The organism is Salinivibrio kushneri, from assembly GCF_027286325.1.
GTDB lineage: Bacteria > Pseudomonadota > Gammaproteobacteria > Enterobacterales > Vibrionaceae > Salinivibrio > Salinivibrio kushneri_A.
In genome coordinates, this window is record NZ_CP114588.1 from 694,589 (window position 1) to 717,471 (window position 22,883).

A 22,883-nucleotide genomic window follows, 5' to 3' on the forward strand; every position below is an offset into this window, starting at 1 on the left:
GATCATGTCCGGTGTTTAGTTTTCAGTAAACTTCTTCTCATAGTGCAGTTGAGGCAGGGGCATCATCGGCTCAGCCACTTGCCAAGCCAAAGCTTTGCCGCCGAGGACGTGAACGATTTCAATCGCGAACTCCATCGCCGAGCCTGGGCCCTGACTGGTAATCAAACGATGATCATAATCGGTCATTACGCGGCGACGGCTTAACCACTGCTCCGGGATCTGATCGCTGACGCTGGGGTGACAGCTCATGTGTGACTGCGGGAATAGCTGATGGCGTTGTAGCACCAACGCCGGTGCGGCACAAATGGCTGCCACCCACGCATTGTCGCTCTGCTGTTGCTTGATTATCTCGGTGATCAGGTTGCTTTCTCCTAAGCACTGGGCGCCCTCGATTCCACCGGGTAAGATCACACAGTCAAAAGGCTGGTCGGCGACCGTTGCCAATGCGGCGTCACAAACTAGCTTGACGCCACGTGAGCAAGTTAGCGTGAGCGCGCCTTCCGGATCGGCGCTAGCCACGGTGACGTTAAATCCGGCACGCTTCATCACATCGATGGCGGTCACGGCTTCCATTTCTTCTGTGCCATTGGCCATACAAATCAGGACTCGTTTATCACTCATGATGATTCCTTATTGCTCTCTACTTGTTGAACGGCTTGGTAGAGCTGCTGGTGGTGTGGGGTTGAGATCTGGTGTGCCTGTGCGCGTTGCAGCACATAGCCCGTAATGTATTCCAGCTCTGTTGGGCGACGGTAAAACACATCGCGATTCATTGAAGAGTAGTTGTCAGCGGTTGCCTTGGCGACCGTTTCCACACGTTGACGCACCTCGGTGGCAGAGGCGAGGATCCGCTCCGCCCGCATCACAGTGGCTAATTCTTGACACAGCGCATCAATAATAGGGTCATAATCAAGCTTGAGCAGCTCACCGTTTTTGATCCCGTGTAAAGCGGTGAGCGGGTTGATGACGCTATTGACTGCCAGTTTATACCATAGCGATTCAATGATATTGGTCTGCCAGGTTGCTGTCGGCAAGGCATGATCCAACACATCCGCAAGAAACTGACAGGCTTCACCGGCTTTGTTACCTGCCCCGAGCGCCGTGGGGCCATGGCCCGTATGTTGATATTCGCCTGTTTCAGTACGAAATACCCCTTGTGAGGTGGTTGCGAGTAGCAGCGGCTGGCTGGCAGGTAGGGAATCAATGAGCCATTGGTGCGGTCCCATCCCATTATGCATCAGCATTACCATGGTTTCCGGCTCGAGATGAGTAAAGCACGGGGTTAAGGCTGCTTGCACGTCATAGGCTTTGGTGCAAACCAGCCAAAGATCACTGCAACGAAGTAAGTCTGGTTGGTTGGCGGGCAAGATAAGGGAGTGACCGTCAAGATTCAGCGTTCGCTCATCAGCGCCATCGCGGGTGATAAGATGAACGTGATGGCCAGCTTGGCTTAATTTTACTGCCCATAAGGTGCCGATCGCACCCGCGCCTATCAAGGTGATCCGCATGACACTCGCCTACTGGTTAAAAGGCCAGTGTATCATAGACAATATAAGGCGGGGAGCACAGCGCCGGCAGGGACCGGCGCTGATAAGATTAGAATTTATACGTCGCGCTAAGGTAGTGAGAAATCCCTGAGCTGTCAGCGACTGCACCTACAACATTGTTGGCATTACCATCTTCAAAAAGATAAACATCATTATAGGCTTTTAGACCATAACCGAGGGCGTAGTTGTCTGAGTGCCAGTACAGGCCGTTAAACATCGCACCGCCATGGGTCGCTTGATTGTTGCCTTTAAAGGTGTCATCGGCACCGAATTGGTAATCGATATAACCTTGGTATGACAGGAAGCTACCGTTGTCGAAAAAGTGGAAAGGTTTAAACCAGTTAGTCGAGAACTGATAGCCGTTCCAATCTTTGTTATTGATGTCATACAAGCCATAAAGGTTCATGCCTACTTTACCAAACCACGGCAGCTCGACATCGGCACCGATACCCCAGAACGAGTTGTTGACATCACCATCGCCACCGCCCCAGTTAAACAGGGTTGAAAAGTAGACTTCTTGTACCGGGCCAAACGACAAATCTTGTCCGGTGATGCCATCAATTGAGAAGCGCGGCGCCAACTTCATGAACGCTTTCGATGCACCTTTTTTATTGTTGTTATCACTGTCGTCTTCAGCCAAGTCAAAAATATCCACATAACCATAGAGATCGACCACGCCTTTGCGGCCGCCAAACTCCATTTCTAGATAGTTATGATCTTTATCGGTGTCATCACCAAACTGTACTTTTTCATCAATCGAGTACATGGCATTAAACTGAAGCCATTTATGATCATTTTTGTAGATGTCATCCGAGTAATCGGCGGCGTTAGCAACGGATACGCCGCTGGCGGCGATAACGGCGAGTGCGAGTAGGGATTTTTTCATAGTGACTGCCTCTGCTGGGTCTTGTTGTTGCGCAGTGCGCATTGGATAGACGCAGTATATTGATTAAGTTCACTATAAAGAATGTAATAAACATAGACACAAAAAAAGGCTGTGATCAGCGGCGGATTGTAAACCGTTGCATGACAGTTTTATGTGATCATTGTTACTGAATCAATCACAGTGGCGCGCAAAATTTTGCACTCCACTGTGATATCTCTGGGTTAGTCACGACGGGAATTTAGGCAGTGTCCAGCACGCTTTTCATTTTGTGACGGTGATTGGCGAAAGTGCCTACCGATGTAGATCAGCATGACCAGTCCTGGGATCACCATTAGCGCGGTTATTACGAAAAATGTTGACCAGCTATCGAGCCAGTCGACCATCATGCCACTGAACGACGCGACCGTAGTGCGACCTAGGTTCCCCAAGGACGCGAGCAGTGCATACTGGGTGGCCGAAAACGCACGGCCGGTCAAGAAGGTCAAGAAAGAGACGAATGCAATAGTGGCAAAGGCCGAGGTAAAGTTATCCACCAAGATGGCACCCAGGAGCAGGTGCTCGTTGGGGCCGACCATTGCAATCCAGGCGAACATGAGGTTGCTGGATGCCATGGCAACACCGCCAATAAACAGCCCTTTAATCACGCCAAAGCGTAGATTAATGTAGCTGCCAATCAAGGTGTAAACCACGGTAAGCCCCCAGCCGACCAGCTTGGAGTAATAACCAATTTGCTCATTGGTAAAGCCGACATCTTTGTAAAACACGATCGACATGCGACCGAGAAAGGCTTCGCCCAGTTTGAACAAAAAGACAAACAACAGCAGCGTGAGGGCTACATTAATGCCGTTGCGACGGAAGAACTCGGCAAAAGGTTCCACCACCGTCACAGCAAACCAGGCTTGGAAGCCACTATAGCCCTGGCTGAGATAATGTTTGGTGGCATTGTCTTGGCGCTGTTCACGATCACTGACAGGCTCTTTGACATACAGGGTCGCGAGAATCATTAAGCCGACAAAGCCGGCCATTATCACATAAACTTGGTTCCACCCTATGGCATCGGCATTAATAAAGCCGATATAGCCAGGCACGGAATAACCTGTCCACCAACCAATGACTGACATCGCCGAGGCGAGCGGAAACTTCTCGGTTTCGTGCTCGGCGAAGTTATCGATGCGGAAGGCATCAATGGCAATGTCTTGTGTGGCCGACGCGAGGGCGATAGAAAAAATCAGCGATGAAAGCACAAGGGTGGTGACCCATGGGTCAATCGCTTGCAGGCCTTGCATGTTAACCCGAGACAAGGCCAAGGTGGCCAAAAGCATCAGTGATTGTGTCACCACAATCCAGCTGCGGCGATGGCCGAGCTTCTCATTCAGTACCGGGATTTTAAGCCTATCAAGCAGGGGCGCCCACAAAAAGTTGACGGCGTATAGCACGAACACTGAGCCAAAAAGGCCAATAGCAGTGCGCGATAACCCCTCATCGGCCAGCCAACCATTTAAGTTGGAGCCAATTAATACCCAAGGGAAACCACTACAGCACCCCATTAAAAAAACAAAGAGCAGGCGACGGTCGGCGTAGGCCGCCAAGGTCGTTTTTAGCTTGGATGACTGCATAATAAGCTGGCCTACTTAAAGACTAGGGGGTTGAGACACGATTGATAGCGGTAATAATAATCGGTTGCTGCGGCACATCCTGCATCCGTTTGCTAGGGATAGTGACGGTTGGCTGCTCGGTCATGGCCTGGATAGTGTTAAACCCTTCCACGACGCGGCCAAACACCGTATACCCCAGCTTAGTTGGGGTTGCATCTAAAAAGCCATTATCACTGACATTGATATAAAATTGGCGAGTGGCAGAGTCGGGATCTTGGGTTCTGGCCATCGCGATAGTGGCGCGGCTGTTACGCAGACCATTGCGCGACTCATTATCGACTGGCTCATAGGATGGGCGGCGATTGAGGTCTTTATCAAATCCGCCTCCTTGCACCACAAAACGTGGGATCACCCGATGAAATTGGGTGCCGACGTAACTGCCATCCTCGACGTAGCGTAAAAAGTTGCTGACCGTCTTGGGGGCTTTGTCCTCATTTAGTTGCAAGACAAAGTCTCCCTGGGTCGTTTCAACGGCTACCATCACATTAGCTTGCACTGGCGCCACGACCAGTGCAAGTGCCCATAAAAGTGCGCGTAACTTCATGATTAAAAGTGCGCTTTCATGTGATCAAGCAGCTGCTCATCATTGGCGATGTCTTGTAAGACAGCTTCCAGCAGGTTGTTTAATGCCATTTCGATATCATCAGGCGAGGCGCTGCTAACGCCACTCTGGGTTGATTTGCCGGTATAACGTTTAACAAAGCGGCCATCAGGCGATTCAGCGACCAGCTGCAGTTGCACGGACGCTTCCATGTCGTGTTTAAACACCGTGTGCTTAACACGGACTAAGGCGTCAAGAATATCGAGGCGGAGCATGCCAGGACCATTTGCGACAACGCGGAACCCTTGTGCCGAAAGCTGGCGTGAAAGTGTGTCTTCAAGAACCACGCGCAAGTTTTGGCTGGCATGTAAAGGTTTGACATTAGAGCGACCGCTATCAATCACCGCGACGAACTGAGCCGTCCGTAAATCCTTACTCTTTACCACCACAGGAAGGTTGTTGACCTGTTGCTGATTGGATGACGCTGGGGACGGTGCAATGGTTAGTTGTGGCTCGCGAGGTGTCGAGCAGCCTGCAAGGACCAACACGGCGGCGGCAATAATCAGTTTCTTCATGGGGTTCAGCATCCTTTTGTTAAATTTGGGCGTTGACTGCCTTGAGAATAACGAATTTTTTATTTGACGCAACGACAGTCACGTTACCAAAAAGACGTTTTAGCTTAGTATGATAGCCGAGATGGCGGTTGCCAATGACTAAAAGCGCTCCATTCGTGGTCAGAACACGTTTTGCGTCACAAAACATTTGCCACGCAATATGATCAGTGATGGTCTGTTGTTGATGAAACGGTGGGTTGCACAGCACAAGATCGATATCTGTGTGGTCAAAATCGGTCAAGCAATCCCGTGCTGAACATTCAAAGCGACTTGGGTCAATACCATGGCTTTCAAGGTTGTGTTGCGCACTGGCGACGGCCATATGGCTTTCATCGACGGCATAAATGTATGCCTGAGGATTGGTGCGGGCCGCCTGCAGGGCAAGCACACCATTGCCACAACCAAGATCCAGAATTTTTCTTTCTTCGTTCGAGCTTGGGATTTGCGGAAGCATTAAGTAAGCCGCGATATCTAGTTTTTTGGCTGAAAAAACGTTTGGCCAATTAGCCAGACGCATCGAAAATTCAGGCACATTGACATAGCTGCACGGATCGTTCGGTTTTTGTGCAGGAGCGTCCGCAGTGGGGAAGATCAAACGTGCTTTTTTCTTCGCCAATGAGGTGGTGGTGGTGCCAAGCCAGTGCTCAAACTGATTCAGTGTGGAGGTATGGATCTCTTTTGCCTTGGCACCGGCGAGGATGCGTGTGGCCGGCGTTGTTACAGAAGCCAGTTGCTGGAGTTGCCACGCTAACATTTTACTGCTTTTAGGCACCCGCATCATCACCGCATCGAGGGCGGTAGGTAGCGCCTCCATGCTCGAAAGTTGATGGATAGGCGGCAGCTGGTTTTGCTTAAGGTTTGCGGTGGTTGCTTGCTGTGAAACGACAGAATCGCTGATTTGAATCACTTCATAACCTTGCGAGCATGCCCAACAACTTAAGGCGCCAAATTGATCGTTGAGAACTAAAACCCGCGCCCCGTCTTTTAATGGCCAGTTGCTAGCGTGTTCCACCATATATTCATCTGCTGCATCAAACGCTTGCAGCGTTTCATTTTTTCGGCGTGGGTAGCGGTGCAATGTCAGGGTCGATTCGCTACCTGGAATCGCAAGTTGTGTTTTCATGAGAGCGTTTGCGTCGGAGGTCACAGACTGCGTATATTGTCGCACTCACACCACAACTGCAATTCAAACTCGGTGCGTATGCCATTAATGATGACGTGATCAGGCTATTGAATTCGCAATTTTATCGATAACGACTAAGATCTGGGCAACTTGCCCTTAATAGGTTGGGGAAGCCATGAAAATTCAAACGCAAATTACAGAGAAACTGGCACACGCTTTTGCGCCTGTTCATCTTGATGTCCGCAATGAAAGCTATATGCACAATGTGCCCGAAGGCGCAGAGAGTCATTTCAAGGTTGTCGTAGTGTCAGATGAGTTTGAAGGTAAGCGTTTAATACAGCGTCATCGTGCTATCAATACCACCTTGGCGGACGAGCTTGCCAATGATATTCATGCATTGGCTATTCATACTTACACCCCAGAAGAGTGGCAAGAGCAGGCGCAAGCACCAGATTCGCCAGCATGCCGCGGTGGCGGTTTGAAATAATGGTTAGCCAACATGCTTAGGCGTGTTGATTCTTCACGTTATGGCAACAAATTCTTACATAAAGTCATCGGTGGCGATCGTGTCAACGCGCCCCTTGGCACACAACGCTAAGGGCGTGTAGTCGGGGAACGTAACCTTAAGGCGAGCAAAAAAACAACAGTAAAACTGTGAGCTTACAACGAGCATTGTTTGAACAGGTATGCATAATTGCCACGCCCTAGTGACAATACCCATAGAATCAATACTGGGGTTAGTGATAGAATGCCGTGCTTAAAGACTAACCTAGGCTACCTTTGTGTAACGTTATGGTTAGCAGGATGTTGCGACGGTGCGCCCTCAGGCCACCATACAGTCGAAAGTCGTGTCTTTAACTGCGCAATAACAGAATTCTTTTTCCCGTTAATGTAGTGCAAGTGCGTATGATTACAATAAAAAAGGGTTTGGATATCCCCATTGCTGGGACTCCTGCTCAGGTGATAAATGATGGCCCAGCTGTCAAGAAAGTCGCCTTGCTTGGCGAAGAGTACGTTGGAATGCGCCCCACGATGCATGTGCGAGTGGGTGATGTGGTGAAAAAAGGCCAGGGTCTTTTCGAAGATAAGAAAAACCCAGGTGTGGTATTTACTGCTCCAGCAGCTGGTAAAGTGGTTGAAGTCAACCGCGGTGCCAAACGTGTTCTTCAATCTGTCGTCATTGAAGTCGATGGTAACGAGCAAGTCACATTCAGCAAGTATGAAGCTTCGCAACTGGCGTCTCTTGAGCGTCAAGCGGTAGTTGATCAATTGGTTGAATCGGGGATGTGGACTGCGCTCCGCACGCGCCCGTTTAGCCGTTCGCCCGCTATTGATGCGTTGCCGGAAGCTATTTTTGTAAATGCAATGGACACCAATCCGCTCGCCGCGGATCCGAAGGTGATCATTGATGAGCAAAAAGAGGCATTCGTTGCAGGTCTTGATGTACTCTCCCGCTTAACTGACAAAAAAGTGTTTGTCTGTAAGGCGGATGTTGAGTTACCCACCAGTCAGCAACCTAACGTTGAACAACATGTCTTCGCTGGTCCTCACCCAGCAGGCTTAGTTGGCACCCATATCCACCACTTGCGCTCAGCAAGCATGGAGAAAAAGGTGTGGCATCTGAACTACCAAGATGTGATTGCGTTTGGCCACTTGTTCCTTACCGGTGAAATCAACACTGACCGTGTGGTGTCATTGGCAGGCCCGATGGTTAACAAGCCACGCTTGGTGCGCACGCAGTTAGGCGCGAATCTTGATGAGTTGACTGATGGCGAGCTAATGGCGGGTGAAAGCCGTGTTATTTCTGGCTCTGTGCTCTCGGGAACCAAAGCCTCTGGCCCGCATGCTTATTTGGGTCGCTTCCACCTGCAAGTGTCTGTATTGCGTGAAGGCAACGAAAAAGAGCTGTTTGGTTGGTTGTCGCCAGGTAAAAACCGCTTCTCGGTGACGCGTGCCTACCTTGGCCACCTATTCAAAGGCCAACTTTTCAATTTGACCACCTCGACCAACGGCAGTGATCGTTCCATGGTACCAATCGGTAATTATGAGCGAGTAATGCCACTAGATATCGAGCCAACAATGCTGCTGCGTGATATCTGTGCTGGCGATACAGATAGCATGCAACAGCTGGGCGCGCTGGAGTTAGATCCTGAGGATTTGGCCCTTTGTACCTTTGTCTGCCCAGGCAAGTACGAGTACGGACCAATGCTCCGCGAGAGCCTAGAAAAGATTGAGAAGGAAGGGTAACAGATGAGCCTTAAAAATTTTCTAGAGCAAATCGAGCCACACTTTGAGCCAGGCGGCAAACATGAAAAATGGTTTGCCCTGTACGAAGCGGTCGCCACCATTTTGTACACCCCGGGTATGGTGACCAAAGCCGGCGCGCATGTACGTGACAGCATCGATTTGAAACGCATCATGATCATGGTGTGGTTTGCCGTGTTCCCTGCGATGTTCTGGGGCATGTATAACACCGGTAACCAAGCCATCATGGGCCTGAACCATTTATATGAAGGCGCACAGCTTGCGCAAATCATTGAAGGGAACTGGCACTATTGGCTGACGGAGTCAATTGCGGGGCCGCTAACCGCCGCGGGGTGGGGAACCAAAACCATTCTAGGCGCGACCTACTTCCTACCGATTTACGCCACTGTGTTCATTGTGGGTGGTTTCTGGGAAGTATTGTTCTGCATCGTACGTAAGCACGAAGTCAACGAAGGCTTCTTCGTCACCTCGATTCTTTTTGCACTTATCGTGCCGCCAACCTTGCCATTGTGGCAGGCTGCACTGGGCATCACCTTTGGTGTGGTGGTTGCGAAAGAAATCTTCGGTGGCACAGGGCGTAACTTCTTAAATCCTGCGCTTGCCGGACGTGCGTTCTTGTTCTTTGCGTATCCCGCGCAGATCTCAGGCGATCTGGTGTGGACAGCTGCAGACGGTTACTCAGGCGCAACGGCACTGAGCCAATGGTACTCAGGCGGTGAACAAGCACTGCAACACAATGTCACTGGACAAACGATGTCTTGGATGGATGCCTTTCTCGGTAATATTCCAGGCTCTATCGGTGAAGTATCAACCCTTGCCATCTTGATTGGTGGTGCGGCCTTGGTGTACATGCGCATAGCCTCATGGCGTATCATTTTGGGCACGTTCGCCGGCATGGTCGTGGCATCAACCTTGTTTCAGTTGATTGGTTCTGACACTAATCCGATGTTTAGCATGCCTTTTTACTGGCACTTGGTGCTGGGTGGTTTTGCATTCGGCATGATGTTTATGGCAACGGATCCCGTTTCAGCCGCGTTTACTAACAAAGCGAAGTGGTGGTACGGCGCATTGATCGGTGCCATGGCTGTGATCATTCGCGTGGTCAACCCAGCATATCCTGAAGGTATGATGCTGGCGATCCTGTTCGCTAACCTGTTTGCACCTCTGTTCGATAACTTGGTGATTCAGGGCAACATCAAACGGAGACTGGCTCGTAATGGCAAGTAGTAACGATAGTATTAAGAAGACGCTGATCGTTGTTATCGCGTTGAGCTTGGTATGCTCAATCGTGGTGTCCGGTGCAGCGGTAGCGTTACGTCCTTTGCAGCAGATGAACGCAAAGCTAGACGTACAAAAGAACATCCTCTCGGTTGCCGGCATTGAGGTGTCGGGCGGTAAGAGTGCGATCAATGATGCTTATAACAAGTACATTGAACCGCGCCTGGTTAGCTTGGAGAAAGGCGACTTTGTTAGCCCTGACGCGGCCAACGTCGAAGAAGTTGCTGACTACGACCAACGTGAAGCGGCCAAAGACCCTGGGATGTCGAAAAAACTCAGTAGTGAAGAAAATATTGCTGGTTTTGGCCGTCGTGCCGATATCGCAAAAATCTACTTGGTGAAAAACGACTCAGGTGATTTACAACGCCTCATCCTGCCCGTTAAAGGCTCTGGCCTATGGAGCATGATGTATGCGTTTGTCGCGGTCGAACCGGATGGCAATACGGTGGCCGACATCGTCTATTACGAGCAAGGGGAAACTCCTGGCTTGGGCGGCGAAGTTGAAAACCCGAAATGGCGCGCGAAGTGGGATGGCAAAAAGCTATTCAACGATCAAGGCGAGCCAGCTATTAAGGTTGTTAAAGGTGGAGCACCGAGTGATAGCGAGCACGGTATTGACGCGCTATCGGGTGCAACCCTGACCAGTAACGGTGTAGAGAAACAATTTGATTTCTGGCTAGGTGATTTGGGCTTTGGTCCATTCTTAGCAAAAGTTCGTGAGGGAGGCCTGACCAATGGCTGAAACGAAAGAACTGAAGAAAAATCTGCTGTCGCCGGTGCTAGACAATAACCCGATTGCCCTTCAGGTTCTCGGTGTATGTTCGGCGCTTGCGGTGACCACGCAGATGCAAACAGCCTTTGTTATGACCTTGGCGGTTATGTTTGTTACCGCGATGTCTAACTTGTTCGTATCGCTGATTCGTAATCATATCCCTAACAGTGTACGTATTATCGTGCAAATGGCGATCATCGCGTCATTGGTTATCGTGGTTGACCAGACACTGAAAGCCTTTGTTTACGATATATCCAAGCAGCTGTCGGTATTCGTTGGTCTTATCATTACCAACTGTATCGTGATGGGGCGCGCGGAAGCGTATGCGATGAAATCGTCGCCGCTGCCGTCATTTATCGATGGTTTAGGTAACGCATTGGGTTATGGTTTCGTTCTGATGACGGTTGCCTTCTTCCGTGAGCTGCTCGGCTCAGGCTCTGTCTTTGGCGTGTCTATCCTGCCTGTGGTCAGTGAAGGGGGTTGGTATCAACCAAACGGTATGATGCTGCTGGCCCCATCTGCATTCTTCCTAATCGGCTTTTTGATTTGGATTGTGCGTACCTTCAAACCAGAACAAGTTGAAGCGAAGGAGTAACAGCACATGGAACATTATTTGAGCCTGCTGGTGCGCTCAATCTTTATTGAGAACATGGCGCTGGCATTCTTCCTCGGCATGTGTACGTTCTTGGCGGTGTCTAAGAAAGTAAAAACAGCGTTCGGCCTCGGTGTCGCCGTTGTTGTGGTATTGACTATCGCAGTACCGGTTAACAATTTGGTCTATAACCTGATCCTACGCGAAGATGCACTGGTGAAAGGGATCGATCTTAGCTTTCTCAACTTTGTGACCTTTATCGGTGTTATCGCCGCATTGGTTCAGATCTTGGAGATGGTATTAGATCGCTTCTTCCCGCCACTTTATAACGCGTTAGGTATCTTCCTGCCGCTTATTACGGTGAACTGTGCCATCTTTGGTGGCGTATCATTCATGGTACAGCGTGATTATAACTTCGCAGAGTCAGTCGTATATGGCTTCGGCTCTGGGGTAGGCTGGATGTTAGCCATCGTCGCCCTTGCGGGTATCCGTGAGAAAATGAAGTATTCAGACGTGCCGCCAGCACTGCGGGGATTGGGGATCACCTTTATCTCTGTTGGCCTGATGGCATTGGGCTTTATGTCTTTCTCTGGTGTGCAACTGTAAGCCGGGTAAACTGCGAGAAAAGGAATAGTCAATGGACATTATTCTTGGTGTAGTGATGTTTACTCTGATTGTGCTGGCATTGGTATTGGTGATCTTGTTCGCCAAATCCAAGCTGGTACCAACCGGAGACGTCACAATTGATATCAATGACGATCCTGAAAAAGCGATCGTGACTCAGCCAGGCGGTAAGCTGCTTGGCGCACTGGCCGGTGCTGGTGTGTTTGTATCGTCTGCCTGTGGTGGCGGTGGTTCATGTGGTCAGTGCCGCGTGAAGATCAAAGAAGGTGGTGGTGATATTCTGCCAACCGAGCTTGACCACATCACCAAAGGTGAAGCACGTGAAGGTGAGCGTCTTTCATGTCAGGTTGCTGTAAAGCAAGACATGAAAATTGAGCTTCCCGAAGAAATCTTTGGGGTGAAGAAGTGGGAATGTGAAGTTATTTCCAACGATAACAAAGCCACCTTTATCAAAGAGTTGAAACTGCGTATCCCTGATGGCGAGTCGGTACCATTCCGAGCTGGTGGCTATATTCAAATTGAAGCGCCACCGCATCACATCAAATACTCAGACTTTGATATTCCTGAGGAATATCGTGAAGACTGGGAGAAGTTTAATCTCTTCCGCTATGAGTCGAAGGTGGATGAAGAGATCATCCGTGCGTACTCGATGGCAAACTACCCAGAAGAGGAAGGCATTATCATGCTGAACGTGCGTGTGGCAACGCCACCACCACGTAATCCTGATGTGCCACCAGGTCAGATGTCGTCCTATATTTGGTCACTCAAGCCAGGCGACAAGTGTACAATCTCTGGGCCATTCGGTGAGTTCTTTGCTAAAGACACCGATGCGGAGATGGTATTTGTGGGTGGTGGTGCCGGTATGGCGCCAATGCGCTCACACATCTTTGACCAGCTTAAGCGTCTGAACACCGATCGTAAGATCACCTTCTGGTATGGTGCGCGCTCTAAGCGAGAAATGTTCTATGTCGAAGACTTCGATATGCTCCAAGAGCAAAACGATAACTTCGAGTGGTATTGTGCGCTATCGGATCCGCTTCCAGAGGATAACTGGGAAGGGGACACGGGCTTTATTCACAATGTCCTTTATGAAAACTACTTGAAAGATCATGAAGCGCCAGAAGATTGTGAGTACTACATGTGTGGGCCGCCGATGATGAACGCCGCCGTGATTGGTTTGCTTAAAGACTTGGGTGTCGAAGACGAAAACATCCTGTTGGATGACTTCGGCGGATAAACACCGACAGTCTGTCTTACCGCTTAATGGCTGGCCTATGGGTCAGCCATTTTACGTATGAAACTGATGTCGAAGGACACCACTATGAAGACGTTATGGTTACGCTGCGCATGGCTATTGGCCGTCGTTATGGGCTTGGCTGGTTGCGATCGCGCGCCAGAGCTGGTGCATTTGACTGGTGAGACCATGGGCACATACTACTCCGTGAAGTATATCGCCACAGAGAACACCCCGTCGCAAGATAAGGTTCAAGCTGAGATTGATGCACGTTTGGAAACGGTTAACGATCAGATGTCGACGTATCGTACCGATTCTGAACTTAGCCAGTTCAATCAGCAGAAGGCTGACACACCAATGGACGTATCGCCAGCAACGGCGACCGTGGTGAAAGAAGCGATTCGGCTGAATGAATTCACTCAAGGGGCACTGGATGTCACTGTAGGCCCGTTGGTGAACTTATGGAGCTTTGGCCCAGAGAAACGTCCAGAGAATATTCCGAGCGACAAAGACATCGCCTCACGCATGGAAAGGGTTGGGTTGGAGCACTTACAGGTCGAAGGTAACACCCTCACCAAAACCCATCCTGATCTGTATGTCGATTTGTCGACGATAGCCAAAGGGTATGGGGTGGATGTGGTCGCCAATTATCTCGCCACGCTTGGTCTCGATAATTATTTGGTTGAGATTGGCGGTGAGTTACAATTAAAGGGTGTCAACCAAGATCAAAACCCGTGGCGGATTGCCATCGAAAAACCCAGTGCTGGCGCGCAATCTGTGCAAGAGATCATTCAGCCCGGTGATATGGCCGTCGCCACGTCTGGCGATTACCGTAACTATTTTGAGCAAGATGGTGTACGTTATTCGCACATTATCGACCCTGAAACCGGGCGGCCCATCAATCATCACCTCGTGTCCGTCACTGTGCTTGATCCGTCTTGCATGACTGCCGATGGTTTAGCGACGGGCTTTATGGTGTTGGGGCCGGAAAAGGCAATGGCGCTGGCCAACCAAGCGGATATTCCCGCGTTTATGGTGGTCAAAACCGATGATGGGTTTACAGAAATGGCTTCAGAGGCCTTTAAACCGTATCTAAACCGTTAGTGCAGGACTGCACTGGCGCCTATTACACGCATTAGGCGTGGAACTAGCGCCCAGTTTTAGCAAAACTGGGCGTGACGACTAGAAGTAGGTGAGCAATTATGTCAGTTTTTCTTATCACCTTTGCTGTCTTTGTACTCGTCATTGCCGGTATGGCGATTGGTTACATCGTGCAGCAGAAAACGATCAGTGGTAGCTGTGGTGGCTTGGGGGCCGTCGGTATCGAGAAAGAGTGTGACTGCCCAGAGCCATGCGATGCGCGGAAAAAGCGAGAAGACCGCGCGGAAAAAACGCGTGAATGGAAGAAAAACCAAATCATCTAAAGAGAGTGCCCACCGTGGTGACCGCCACGGTTGGGCTGTTAGCGACACAGCATAATGACGAGCTCAAAAAACCGCCGAGCGAGCAAGAAAATTATCCATATCGACATGGACTGTTTTTATGCGGCCGTCGAAATGCGTGATAATCCTGCGTTACAAACCATTCCCTTAGCGATTGGTGGGTCTGCGGATGGGCGAGGTGTGATAGCGACTTGTAATTATCCGGCGCGCCGATTTGGGATCCGTTCGGCAATGGCGACCGCTCAAGCCCTTAAACTATGTCCTGGGCTAACCGTCATGCGCGGTGATATGCGCAAATACCGTCAAGTATCTCAGCAGCTTCATGCTATCTTTCATCGCTACACCGATCTCATTGAGCCGTTATCTTTGGATGAAGCTTACCTCGATGTCACCGACACTGTGTGTCTACAAAACTCTGCGACGCGGATAGCTCAAGCGATTCGGCGCGATATTTATCAAGAGCTTGGTCTCACCGCATCAGCCGGTGTGGCACCGGTCAAGTTTGTCGCCAAAGTTGCCTCAGACAAAAACAAACCCGATGGCATTTGTGTCGTGGCACCTGAGCAGGTCGATGACTTTGTCCGTGACCTCCCTTTACAGTCGATTCCTGGCGTTGGCCGGGTGACATTGACGAAATTGCACGAGTGGAACCTCTTCACCTGTGCTGACATTCAAGCTTGTGACCAGGCAATGCTGATACAGCGAATGGGCAAGTTTGGTGCCGTGTTGTGGCAGCGCGCTCATGGGATTGATCGGCGAGAGGTCGAAGTTGAACGAATTCGCAAATCCGTGGGCGTAGAGCGGACTCTATCCGAAGATATTGATCAGCTTGAGGCTTGCTTACCCTGGATAGAGCACCTGTACCAAGCATTGTTAGTACGCTTGGAAAAAGCCGATGCCAATGGCCGCATTTGTCGGCAGGGGATAAAAATCAAGTTTAATGATTTTCAAACGACCACGGTTGCCCACCGCTGTGAGTCACTCGACCGCGCGCTGTTTGATACTTTGTTGAATGAGGCGTTCTATCGTGGTGAGGGAAGGCGTATACGCCTAATTGGACTATCGGTAGGGTTGGGGGACGATAATGCCCCCCAACTGAGCTTACTGGGTTAAGCCGATTTAGCGGGGATCGCTTTTAAAATCGCCTGCATTTGCTGCCAGTAATGAGCCACACTGTCGATATTCACTTTTTCATCGGGTGAGTGCGGGAACTTGATGGTCGGGCCGAATGAAATCATATCCATGGTTGGATAGGGTTTTTTAAACAAGCCGCATTCAAGGCCAGCGTGAATGACCATAATGTCGGGTTTGCGCTGATAAATACCTTCATAGGTGTCACGGAAGATATGCATGATTTGCGAGTCTGGATCGGGCTTCCAACCAGGGTATGCGCCTGAAAACTCGACCGTGACATTGGCAAGGCTGGCCAACGATTGCAGCGTTCCTTGCATCATTTCTCTGCCCGAATCGATTAAGGAGCGGATCAGAAATAGCACAGTAATGCGCTCGTCTTCGGTGTTGATAACCCCCAAATTCAGTGATGTTTCGACTACGCCTGGAACATCATCACTCATTCTTACAACACCGTTTGGTGCCGCATTTAACGCCGCTAATAAGCGAGACTGTACGGCGCGTGTCAATGGCGCAACGGGGTTATCACATGGCTCAAGAATGACAGTGACTTGTTCCTCCAGCTGGCCGAGCTCGTCTTTCATCAGCATGGCAAAGTCATCGATGGCTGCAGCCAGTGCTTGCTGTTGATCGGCAGGCACGGCAATATCGGCAAAGGCTTCTCGTGGGATGGCATTGCGCAATGTCCCGCCGCGTAATGCAAGTAGGCGAGTATCTGTTTCGCCAAGATGATGGCTGAGCAAGCGGGCCAGTAACTTATTGGCATTGGCGCGACCCGTGTGAATATCGACGCCCGAATGGCCGCCTTTTAGGCCTTTAATACCCACCGTAAAACGCGCAAGTACCTCATCGTCTGCCTGACGCTCTATCGGAAAGTGCATGCTGGCGTCGACGCCACCGGCACATCCCATATAGATTTCCCCCTCTTGCTCTGAATCCGTGTTAAGCAAGATGTCCCCGTCTAGCCATCCTGCTTCCAAGCCAAATGCACCGTCCATACCGGCTTCTTCATTGGTGGTGAGTAGCACTTCGAGCGGGCCATGCTCGATATCATCGGCGTCCAGTACGGCAAGGCATGAAGCCATGCCAATACCGTTGTCCGCACCTAATGTGGTGCCTTCTGCCGTTACCCAATCACCGTCAATGTAGGGACGAATAGGATCGCGAGTAAAATCATGATCCGTATTTTCATTTTTCTGCGGCACCATATCTAGGTGAGCTTGGAGCACCACCCCTTTACGGTTTTCCATTCCGGGCGTGGCCGGTTTACGAATAAATAAGTTCCCCGTTTGATCCTGACGGACGGCTAGGCCACGCCCTTTGGCCCAGTCGATAATAAATTGAGCAAGTTGCGACTCATGATAAGAAGGATGAGGAATAGCACAGATCTGGTCGAAGAATGCCCAAATGGGGCGGGGTGATAATTGGCTGATTTCAGACACGGTAGACTCCATTTTATTTTATCTATGGCCTTTTTCGTAGCAGGCCTATCTGGAATGGAAAAACAATCCCAAGGATATCACTGTCTCTATGCCGACAACAGTCACTCAGAGAAACCGCTTATGCCAGCTTTATTAGGCGTTTTTAACGTAATTAAATTACACATATGAACTTTTTGTGACTCAACTCACCATAATGCTTGTAAATAAATTACCATTGGGTTATTATCTAGACATTGGCAACCAAGCTTGCCAGTTGTTCATGGAGTGAACCCGAGTATTCGCCTCCAAGGAACCGAGATAAATGTGAACAACATTGGTTTAAACTTGAGAGAGGTAAAAAATGGAAGGCATGGTATCAAGCTATTACTGGAACCAGCAGTCAGTCTATACACAAGGTTTTACGTATCCGGCACCGTTCGGGTACAGCAAGTAAGTTTTACGATTCCCCCGCTCTTACAGAGACATTTCTGATCCAGAAGCAAACGCTTTAATTCTGGCGCCACACAATGTGTGGCGTTTTTTTTATTGTGCTCTGCTCGCTACTTAATAATGATGGTTTTGACAGTTATCTGTTCGAATCCGCGATATTTACCCTTGTTCCGATCTTTTTACGCTGGAAATTTCCGCCATCGATCGGTAAGATTTGCGCCAAATTTTAGCACGCAAACGTTTTCCTTTTGGTATCTAGCGATACACCACTTTTAGTTTGGGACATAACCGATGTTAGAGCGTTTATTTAAACTCAAAGCCCATGGCACAGATCTTCGCACGGAAGTGATTGCTGGGTTTACCACCTTCTTAACCATGGCGTACATCATATTCGTCAACCCATCGATTTTAGCCGAAACAGGCATGGACAAAGGTGCGGTCTTTGTCGCCACTTGTCTTGCTGCAGCGATCGGTTGTTTGGTGATGGGGATTGTTGCCAACTATCCGGTGGCGCAGGCGCCAGGTATGGGCTTGAATGCTTTTTTCACCTATACGGTGGTTCTGCAGATGGGGCACTCATGGCAAGTTGCGCTGGCGGCGGTGTTTATTTCTGGGCTTTGCTTTATCGCACTGAGTGTATTGCGCGTGCGAGAGTGGATTATTAACTCCATTCCCATGTCACTAAGAACCGGGATTTCTGCCGGTATTGGCCTTTTCTTGGCGCTGATTGCCTTACAAAATGCTGGGATTGTGGTCGACCATCCCGCCACCCTAGTGGCGCTCGGTGATGTCACTGCGTTCGCGCCCGCGATGGCTGCATTGGGATTTTTCCTGACCATTGGGCTTGTGCATCGTGGTTTGAAAGGGGCGGTGATGATTGCCATTTTAGCGGTCACCGTGATTGGTGTGGTTGCTGGTGATGTATCTTATGGCGGTGTGATGTCAGCCCCGCCGAGCTTAGCACCGACGTTTATGCAGCTAGACTTCTCTGGCGCATTGGAAGTGGGGCTGGTCTCGATTGTGTTCGCATTTTTGTTTGTTGACCTTTTTGATACCGCAGGAACCTTAGTGGGTGTGGCACAGCGCGCGGAACTTCTCGACAAAGATGGTAAACTACCGCGCTTAAATCGTGCTTTACTGGCAGACAGTACCGCGACCTCCGTCGGGGCGCTTTTAGGCACGTCAAACACGACCTCTTATATCGAGAGTGTCTCCGGGGTCGCCGCGGGTGGGCGCACTGGCCTAACGGCGGTCGTTGTTGGCATCTTGTTTTTGCTCGCGCTCTTTTTTGCGCCGCTTGCAGGGATGGTGCCGGCTTATGCGACCGCCGGCGCATTGTTTTATGTGGCGATCTTGATGATGTCTGGCTTAGTCGGTATCAATTGGCGAGATCTCACAGAAGCGGCCCCCGTGGTGGTTGTCTGTTTGCTGATGCCGCTGACCTATTCGATTGCAAGCGGTATCGGACTTGGCTTTATTGCGTTTTGTGCCGTAAAAACCTTTGCGGGCAAAGGGCGAGAAGTCCCTGTCAGTATTTGGATTTTGGCGGGGTTGTTCTTACTCAAGTTCGTTTTCTTGGTGTAAAACAGCTGCCCACATTGATGTTATAACAAGGCGAGAGTCGCCATGAGGTTTTCACCATGAGCAATAAGTTTATTATCACTTGGGACAATATGCAGATGTATACCCGTCAATTGGCGGAGAAATTGCTGCCCGCAGAGCAATGGAAGGGGATTATTGCCGTGAGCCGCGGAGGCCTCGTACCCGCTGCCATATTGGCGCGCGAGCTGGGTATCCGTCACGTCGATACTGTGTGTATTTCAAGTTATGACCATGACCATCAACGCGATATGCGTGTGGTGAAGCAAGCGCCCGGTGATGGTGAAGGTTTTATCGTGGTGGATGACTTGGTGGATACCGGTGGTACCGCAGAAATGGTCCGCCAGCTATACCCGAAAGCGCGGTTTGTCACCGTCAGTGCCAAGCCAGCAGGGAAACCTTTGGTTGATGACTATGTGGTCGATATTGCCCAAGACACCTGGATTGAACAGCCTTGGGATATGGCCGTTAGTTATGTTGAGCCGATAGCCAAATAACCGTGCTGCCATGCATTCAAAAAACGCCGCGTTGTCACGCGGCGTTTTTGGTTTCTGTGGCCGGCATGACTGATTAGTGCGGAAAATCATGGCCTTGATATGTGTATGGTTTAAACTAACAGCACGTTACATAAAAATCCTAGGAGTGGGTGTGTCGGACAACGAATCACAAAACTTATCGGTGAAGCTGTTTGCTAAACACAAGCATGCCACTGAGACATCGACCCTGTTCGGTGCCGTTCAGCAAACCCAACAGTCAGATTACTCGGCATTTGATGGTGACAGTGAGTCGAGTTGGTATCGAATGCGCCGTCGTGGTCAGTGGACGTGGCAAGGGGTTGAGCCACTCGAAATGGAAGCCATCTTTGCCCGTATCGCTCACTCAGACAACTCGCGTTCGGTAGAAACATTGCTCGATACCGTTGAAGGCTACCGCTCGGGAAACTGGAATTATGAATGGACAGCGGTTGGCATGCAGCATCAAAAAGCCGCCCAAGCCTTGATGGATGAAGGAAAGGCGAAGCAAGCCGGGGAGCAGTGGCTGCAAGCTTGTACATATTTTGGCATTGCTGCATACCCACACCTAAAAGGCGATAGCCTTGCGCTGCAGTCGGAAACCTTGGCATTCAAGGCGTTCGAGAGCGCGATTGCACAACTGCCGTTCACAGTGAAAACGGTGGAGACTCGGCTAGATGGAAAATCACTGAAAGGCTATCTCTATTTACCCCGCACCGACGCCACGCTGCCAGTGGTTATCTTAAGCGGCAGCTTAGATAGTTTACAAACTGACTTGTGGCGCTTGTTCGTTGACTACTTCGCGCCCGCCGATATTGCTGTGCTAACCCTGGATATGCCCTCTGTAGGACATAGCTGTCATTGGCATCTCAATGAAGATACCAGCCGTTTGCACACCGCGATGTTGGATAAACTAGTCGATGTGCCTTGGGTGGATCATCACCGTGTGGGGACCATGGGCATTCGCTTTGGTGCGAATCCTGCGGTGAGAATGGCGTTTTTAGAGCCGCATCGCGTGAAAGCCAGTGCCTCACTTGGTGGCATTGTGCATGCGTTACTGACAGACGCTTCTTTAATGAAAAAAATGCCACCTATGTACCTAGATACCCTCGGATCACGCTTGGGGCGCCGCATTCCAATCGACACATTAAAAACGCGCTTACAGGCCTGGTCGCTAAAAAACCAAGGGTTGCTTACTGGCCGACGCACTGAGGTGCCGATCTTAGCGCTTAGCCTAAAAGATGATCCCGTTTGTCCGGAGTCAGATAATCAAATGATCGCCAGATACAGTCGTGGTGGCAAAGCCATGACCTTACCGAATACCCCACTGCACGATGGTTATCACCGTGCCTTGACCGAAACCGTTAAGTGGTTCGAGGATGTGCTCTAATCGGGTGACTGCGGCACGAATAGCACAGGTGCTATCCGTGAGAGGGGGAGAAAAATGAAGATGTGATCCACCGCTGAAAGCGGGATATTGTCGTTCACCTGATGGCTAAGCCCATGATATACCATGAACAAGGACGTCACAGTGCCATTGGAGGACACGATGAGCGATAAATTACCGCTTTCACACGGACGATTAAAAACACGTTTTACTGCATTGGGCCCGTACTTTCGCGAAGGAAAGTCGGACACCGAACGCTACTTTTTCGATAGCCTCTCTGTGTGTGTGGATGCTAATAAAGATCCCGAAGCACGTGAATTTTGGGGCTGGTGGTTTGAGCTGACTCCGCACTCTGACCGCTTGGAGTATCGTTACGGCTTTGGTTTGTATGATAAAAAAGGAGATTGGGTCAACAAACCTGTTCCGCGAGCTGCGCAAGAGGCCGTGGATAAAACCCTGACTAATTTTTATGCCAAATTGTGCGCCTTGGTAGAAGATGAATTAAACCTTACTCTTTTGCCCAGCCATGCGTTAACCGAGCCAGAGCTGGCTTGTTCTGAATAACTATCGATTTGCCTGATCCCGCCCTTGTTAAATGTACAAGGGATTGATAAAAGAGAGGCATACGCTTTTGTGGATCAGGCAACCATGACAATTCAAGATGCATTTCAAGACGGTGACCTTGCGGCCAACGTCTCTTCCCAAACTCTCGTGGTAAAACTTGGCACCAGTGTGTTAACGGGCGGCTCTGCGCGCTTAGACCAAGCACACATGGTCGAACTGGTGCGTCAATGTGCGCGTTTACGCCAGCAAGGTCACCAGGTGATCATTGTGTCATCCGCGGCGATTGCCGCAGGCAGAGAGCATCTCGGCTACCCAGTGCTTGCTGACACCGTGGCCAACAAGCAAATGTTGGCGGCGGTAGGGCAATGCCGTCTTATACAAACCTGGGAGCACCTGTTTGGCTTATATGGCTTTCAAGTCGGTCAAATGCTGCTTACTCGGGCCGACCTAGAACACCGCGAACGCTTTCTCAACGCCCGCGATATGCTTCAGGCCTTACTGGATAATGGCATCATTCCGATTGTGAATGAGAACGATGCGGTTGCGACATCCGAAATCAAGGTGGGCGATAATGATAACTTATCTGCCTTGGTGGCGATTCTCGCGGATGCAGACAAACTCCTACTGTTAACTGACCAACCTGGCCTATTCACGGCCGATCCGCGTTCAAACCCCGATGCCGAGCTGATTCGTGAAGTCCATACCATTGATGAAACACTCCGCAAATTAGCGGGGGGCAGTGTCGGGGGGCTTGGTACCGGCGGGATGGCAACCAAGCTTCAAGCGGCTGATATTGGCCGTCGAGCCGGTGTCGAAGTGACCATTGCCGCGGGAAGTAAGCCTGAGGTGATTCAAAAGGTTACCGCTGGCGATAACGCGGGCACACGTTTTTTGCCATTAGAAAGCCCGTTAGAAAGCCGTAAACGCTGGATCCTTGCCGGACCTCCGCCAGCGGGTGATATCGTTGTCGATGCGGGGGCGATTACTGCGGTGACGCAAAAAGGCAGCAGTTTGTTGAGCAAAGGCATCGTTGCGGTGAAAGGGACGTTTGCACGCGGCGAGGTGGTACGTATTCTGTCGGTGGAGGGGAAATGCGTCGCGCGAGGAATTTGTCGCTATACCGCCAGTGACTTGCGCCGTATTGCCGGTGCGCATAGCCAACAAATCGCAGATATCCTAGGTTATGAGTATGGACCAGTTGCGATGCACCGTGATGATCTTGTGGTGGTAGACAATTAAAAAAGCA

At 50.3% G+C, this 22,883-nt stretch carries 23 protein-coding genes; 15 read left to right on the forward strand and 8 right to left on the reverse strand.

The features are described 5' to 3' along the window. Positions 1 to 15: 15 nt before the first annotated feature. The 7 genes from N8M53_RS03395 to N8M53_RS03425 all read right to left on the reverse strand — a co-directional run bounded on the left by N8M53_RS03395 (position 16) and on the right by N8M53_RS03425 (position 6,366). Positions 16 to 621: a DJ-1 family glyoxalase III gene (locus N8M53_RS03395; protein WP_269579491.1), complete on the reverse strand. Its 606-nt coding sequence runs from the start codon at positions 619 to 621 to the stop codon at positions 16 to 18. Continuing rightward, positions 618 to 1,508 (reverse strand): 2-dehydropantoate 2-reductase, encoded by an 891-nt coding sequence (locus tag N8M53_RS03400; RefSeq protein WP_077578622.1) that lies wholly within the window; start codon positions 1,506 to 1,508, stop codon positions 618 to 620. The genes N8M53_RS03395 and N8M53_RS03400 overlap by 4 nt, the downstream gene beginning before the upstream one ends. 88 nt (positions 1,509 to 1,596) lie before the next feature. Next, the gene (locus N8M53_RS03405; RefSeq protein ID WP_269579492.1) at positions 1,597 to 2,433 is read right to left on the reverse strand and encodes an outer membrane protein OmpK; all 837 of its coding nucleotides are present in this window, start codon (positions 2,431 to 2,433) and stop codon (positions 1,597 to 1,599) included. Positions 2,434 to 2,654: 221 nt separating this feature from the next. Continuing rightward, complete coding sequence (locus N8M53_RS03410; RefSeq protein WP_077578621.1) at positions 2,655 to 4,049, reverse strand: AmpG family muropeptide MFS transporter; 1,395 nt, start codon at positions 4,047 to 4,049, stop codon at positions 2,655 to 2,657. A gap of 22 nt (positions 4,050 to 4,071) precedes the next feature. Then, positions 4,072 to 4,632, reverse strand: a complete 561-nt coding sequence (locus N8M53_RS03415) for a peptidylprolyl isomerase (protein WP_269579493.1) — start codon at positions 4,630 to 4,632, stop codon at positions 4,072 to 4,074. Between the two features lie 2 nt (positions 4,633 to 4,634). Continuing rightward, on the reverse strand, positions 4,635 to 5,204 hold the full coding sequence (locus N8M53_RS03420) for a YajG family lipoprotein (protein WP_046073758.1): 570 nt from the start codon (positions 5,202 to 5,204) through the stop codon (positions 4,635 to 4,637). A 19-nt stretch (positions 5,205 to 5,223) separates the two neighbouring features. Beyond that, complete coding sequence (locus tag N8M53_RS03425; RefSeq protein ID WP_269579494.1) at positions 5,224 to 6,366, reverse strand: methyltransferase; 1,143 nt, start codon at positions 6,364 to 6,366, stop codon at positions 5,224 to 5,226. 175 nt (positions 6,367 to 6,541) lie between these two features. Between N8M53_RS03425 and bolA the strand changes: the two genes are divergently transcribed. From bolA to dinB, 10 genes are all read left to right on the forward strand, one after another. Next, entirely contained in the window at positions 6,542 to 6,853 is a 312-nt protein-coding gene (gene bolA, locus N8M53_RS03430; RefSeq protein WP_077578618.1) for a transcriptional regulator BolA, read from the forward strand. Positions 6,854 to 7,272: 419 nt separating this feature from the next. After that, positions 7,273 to 8,613, forward strand: a complete 1,341-nt coding sequence (locus tag N8M53_RS03435) for a Na(+)-translocating NADH-quinone reductase subunit A (RefSeq protein ID WP_108743429.1) — start codon at positions 7,273 to 7,275, stop codon at positions 8,611 to 8,613. A 3-nt stretch (positions 8,614 to 8,616) separates the two neighbouring features. Next, a complete protein-coding gene (locus N8M53_RS03440) occupies positions 8,617 to 9,858 on the forward strand; it encodes an NADH:ubiquinone reductase (Na(+)-transporting) subunit B (RefSeq protein ID WP_077668156.1) in 1,242 nt (413 codons plus the stop codon). Then, complete coding sequence (locus N8M53_RS03445; RefSeq protein WP_077668157.1) at positions 9,848 to 10,651, forward strand: Na(+)-translocating NADH-quinone reductase subunit C; 804 nt, start codon at positions 9,848 to 9,850, stop codon at positions 10,649 to 10,651. Before N8M53_RS03440 ends, N8M53_RS03445 begins: the two co-directional genes overlap by 11 nt. Further along, a complete protein-coding gene (locus N8M53_RS03450; protein ID WP_077456976.1) occupies positions 10,644 to 11,276 on the forward strand; it encodes an NADH:ubiquinone reductase (Na(+)-transporting) subunit D in 633 nt (210 codons plus the stop codon). Before N8M53_RS03445 ends, N8M53_RS03450 begins: the two co-directional genes overlap by 8 nt. Positions 11,277 to 11,282: 6 nt before the next feature. After that, positions 11,283 to 11,879, forward strand: a complete 597-nt coding sequence (gene nqrE / locus N8M53_RS03455) for an NADH:ubiquinone reductase (Na(+)-transporting) subunit E (RefSeq protein WP_046073752.1) — start codon at positions 11,283 to 11,285, stop codon at positions 11,877 to 11,879. Positions 11,880 to 11,910: 31 nt separating this feature from the next. Continuing rightward, entirely contained in the window at positions 11,911 to 13,134 is a 1,224-nt protein-coding gene (gene nqrF, locus N8M53_RS03460; protein ID WP_077668158.1) for an NADH:ubiquinone reductase (Na(+)-transporting) subunit F, read from the forward strand. Between the two features lie 84 nt (positions 13,135 to 13,218). Next, on the forward strand, positions 13,219 to 14,235 hold the full coding sequence (locus N8M53_RS03465) for an FAD:protein FMN transferase (protein WP_269579495.1): 1,017 nt from the start codon (positions 13,219 to 13,221) through the stop codon (positions 14,233 to 14,235). A 98-nt stretch (positions 14,236 to 14,333) separates the two neighbouring features. Further along, positions 14,334 to 14,555 carry a (Na+)-NQR maturation NqrM gene (gene nqrM, locus N8M53_RS03470; protein ID WP_046073749.1) on the forward strand — a complete coding sequence of 74 codons (222 nt, stop codon included), beginning with the start codon at positions 14,334 to 14,336 and terminating at the stop codon, positions 14,553 to 14,555. A 54-nt stretch (positions 14,556 to 14,609) separates the two neighbouring features. Beyond that, a complete protein-coding gene (dinB, locus tag N8M53_RS03475) occupies positions 14,610 to 15,686 on the forward strand; it encodes a DNA polymerase IV (protein ID WP_269579496.1) in 1,077 nt (358 codons plus the stop codon). Here dinB and N8M53_RS03480 read toward each other — a convergent pair. Further along, positions 15,683 to 17,158, reverse strand: a complete 1,476-nt coding sequence (locus N8M53_RS03480; protein WP_420066595.1) for an aminoacyl-histidine dipeptidase — start codon at positions 17,156 to 17,158, stop codon at positions 15,683 to 15,685. The genes dinB and N8M53_RS03480 overlap by 4 nt on opposite strands. 708 nt (positions 17,159 to 17,866) lie before the next feature. Between N8M53_RS03480 and N8M53_RS03485 the strand changes: the two genes are divergently transcribed. The 5 genes from N8M53_RS03485 to proB all read left to right on the forward strand — a co-directional run bounded on the left by N8M53_RS03485 (position 17,867) and on the right by proB (position 22,876). Next, the gene (locus N8M53_RS03485) at positions 17,867 to 19,159 is read left to right on the forward strand and encodes an NCS2 family permease (protein ID WP_269579498.1); all 1,293 of its coding nucleotides are present in this window, start codon (positions 17,867 to 17,869) and stop codon (positions 19,157 to 19,159) included. Between the two features lie 56 nt (positions 19,160 to 19,215). After that, the gene (gpt, locus tag N8M53_RS03490) at positions 19,216 to 19,671 is read left to right on the forward strand and encodes a xanthine phosphoribosyltransferase (protein WP_077771082.1); all 456 of its coding nucleotides are present in this window, start codon (positions 19,216 to 19,218) and stop codon (positions 19,669 to 19,671) included. Positions 19,672 to 19,822: 151 nt separating this feature from the next. Continuing rightward, entirely contained in the window at positions 19,823 to 21,076 is a 1,254-nt protein-coding gene (gene frsA / locus N8M53_RS03495) for an esterase FrsA (RefSeq protein WP_077578615.1), read from the forward strand. A gap of 159 nt (positions 21,077 to 21,235) precedes the next feature. Further along, positions 21,236 to 21,637: a sigma factor-binding protein Crl gene (gene crl / locus N8M53_RS03500; RefSeq protein WP_269579499.1), complete on the forward strand. Its 402-nt coding sequence runs from the start codon at positions 21,236 to 21,238 to the stop codon at positions 21,635 to 21,637. Between the two features lie 84 nt (positions 21,638 to 21,721). Further along, positions 21,722 to 22,876 (forward strand): glutamate 5-kinase, encoded by a 1,155-nt coding sequence (gene proB, locus N8M53_RS03505; RefSeq protein ID WP_269579500.1) that lies wholly within the window; start codon positions 21,722 to 21,724, stop codon positions 22,874 to 22,876. Positions 22,877 to 22,883: the final 7 nt, after the last annotated feature.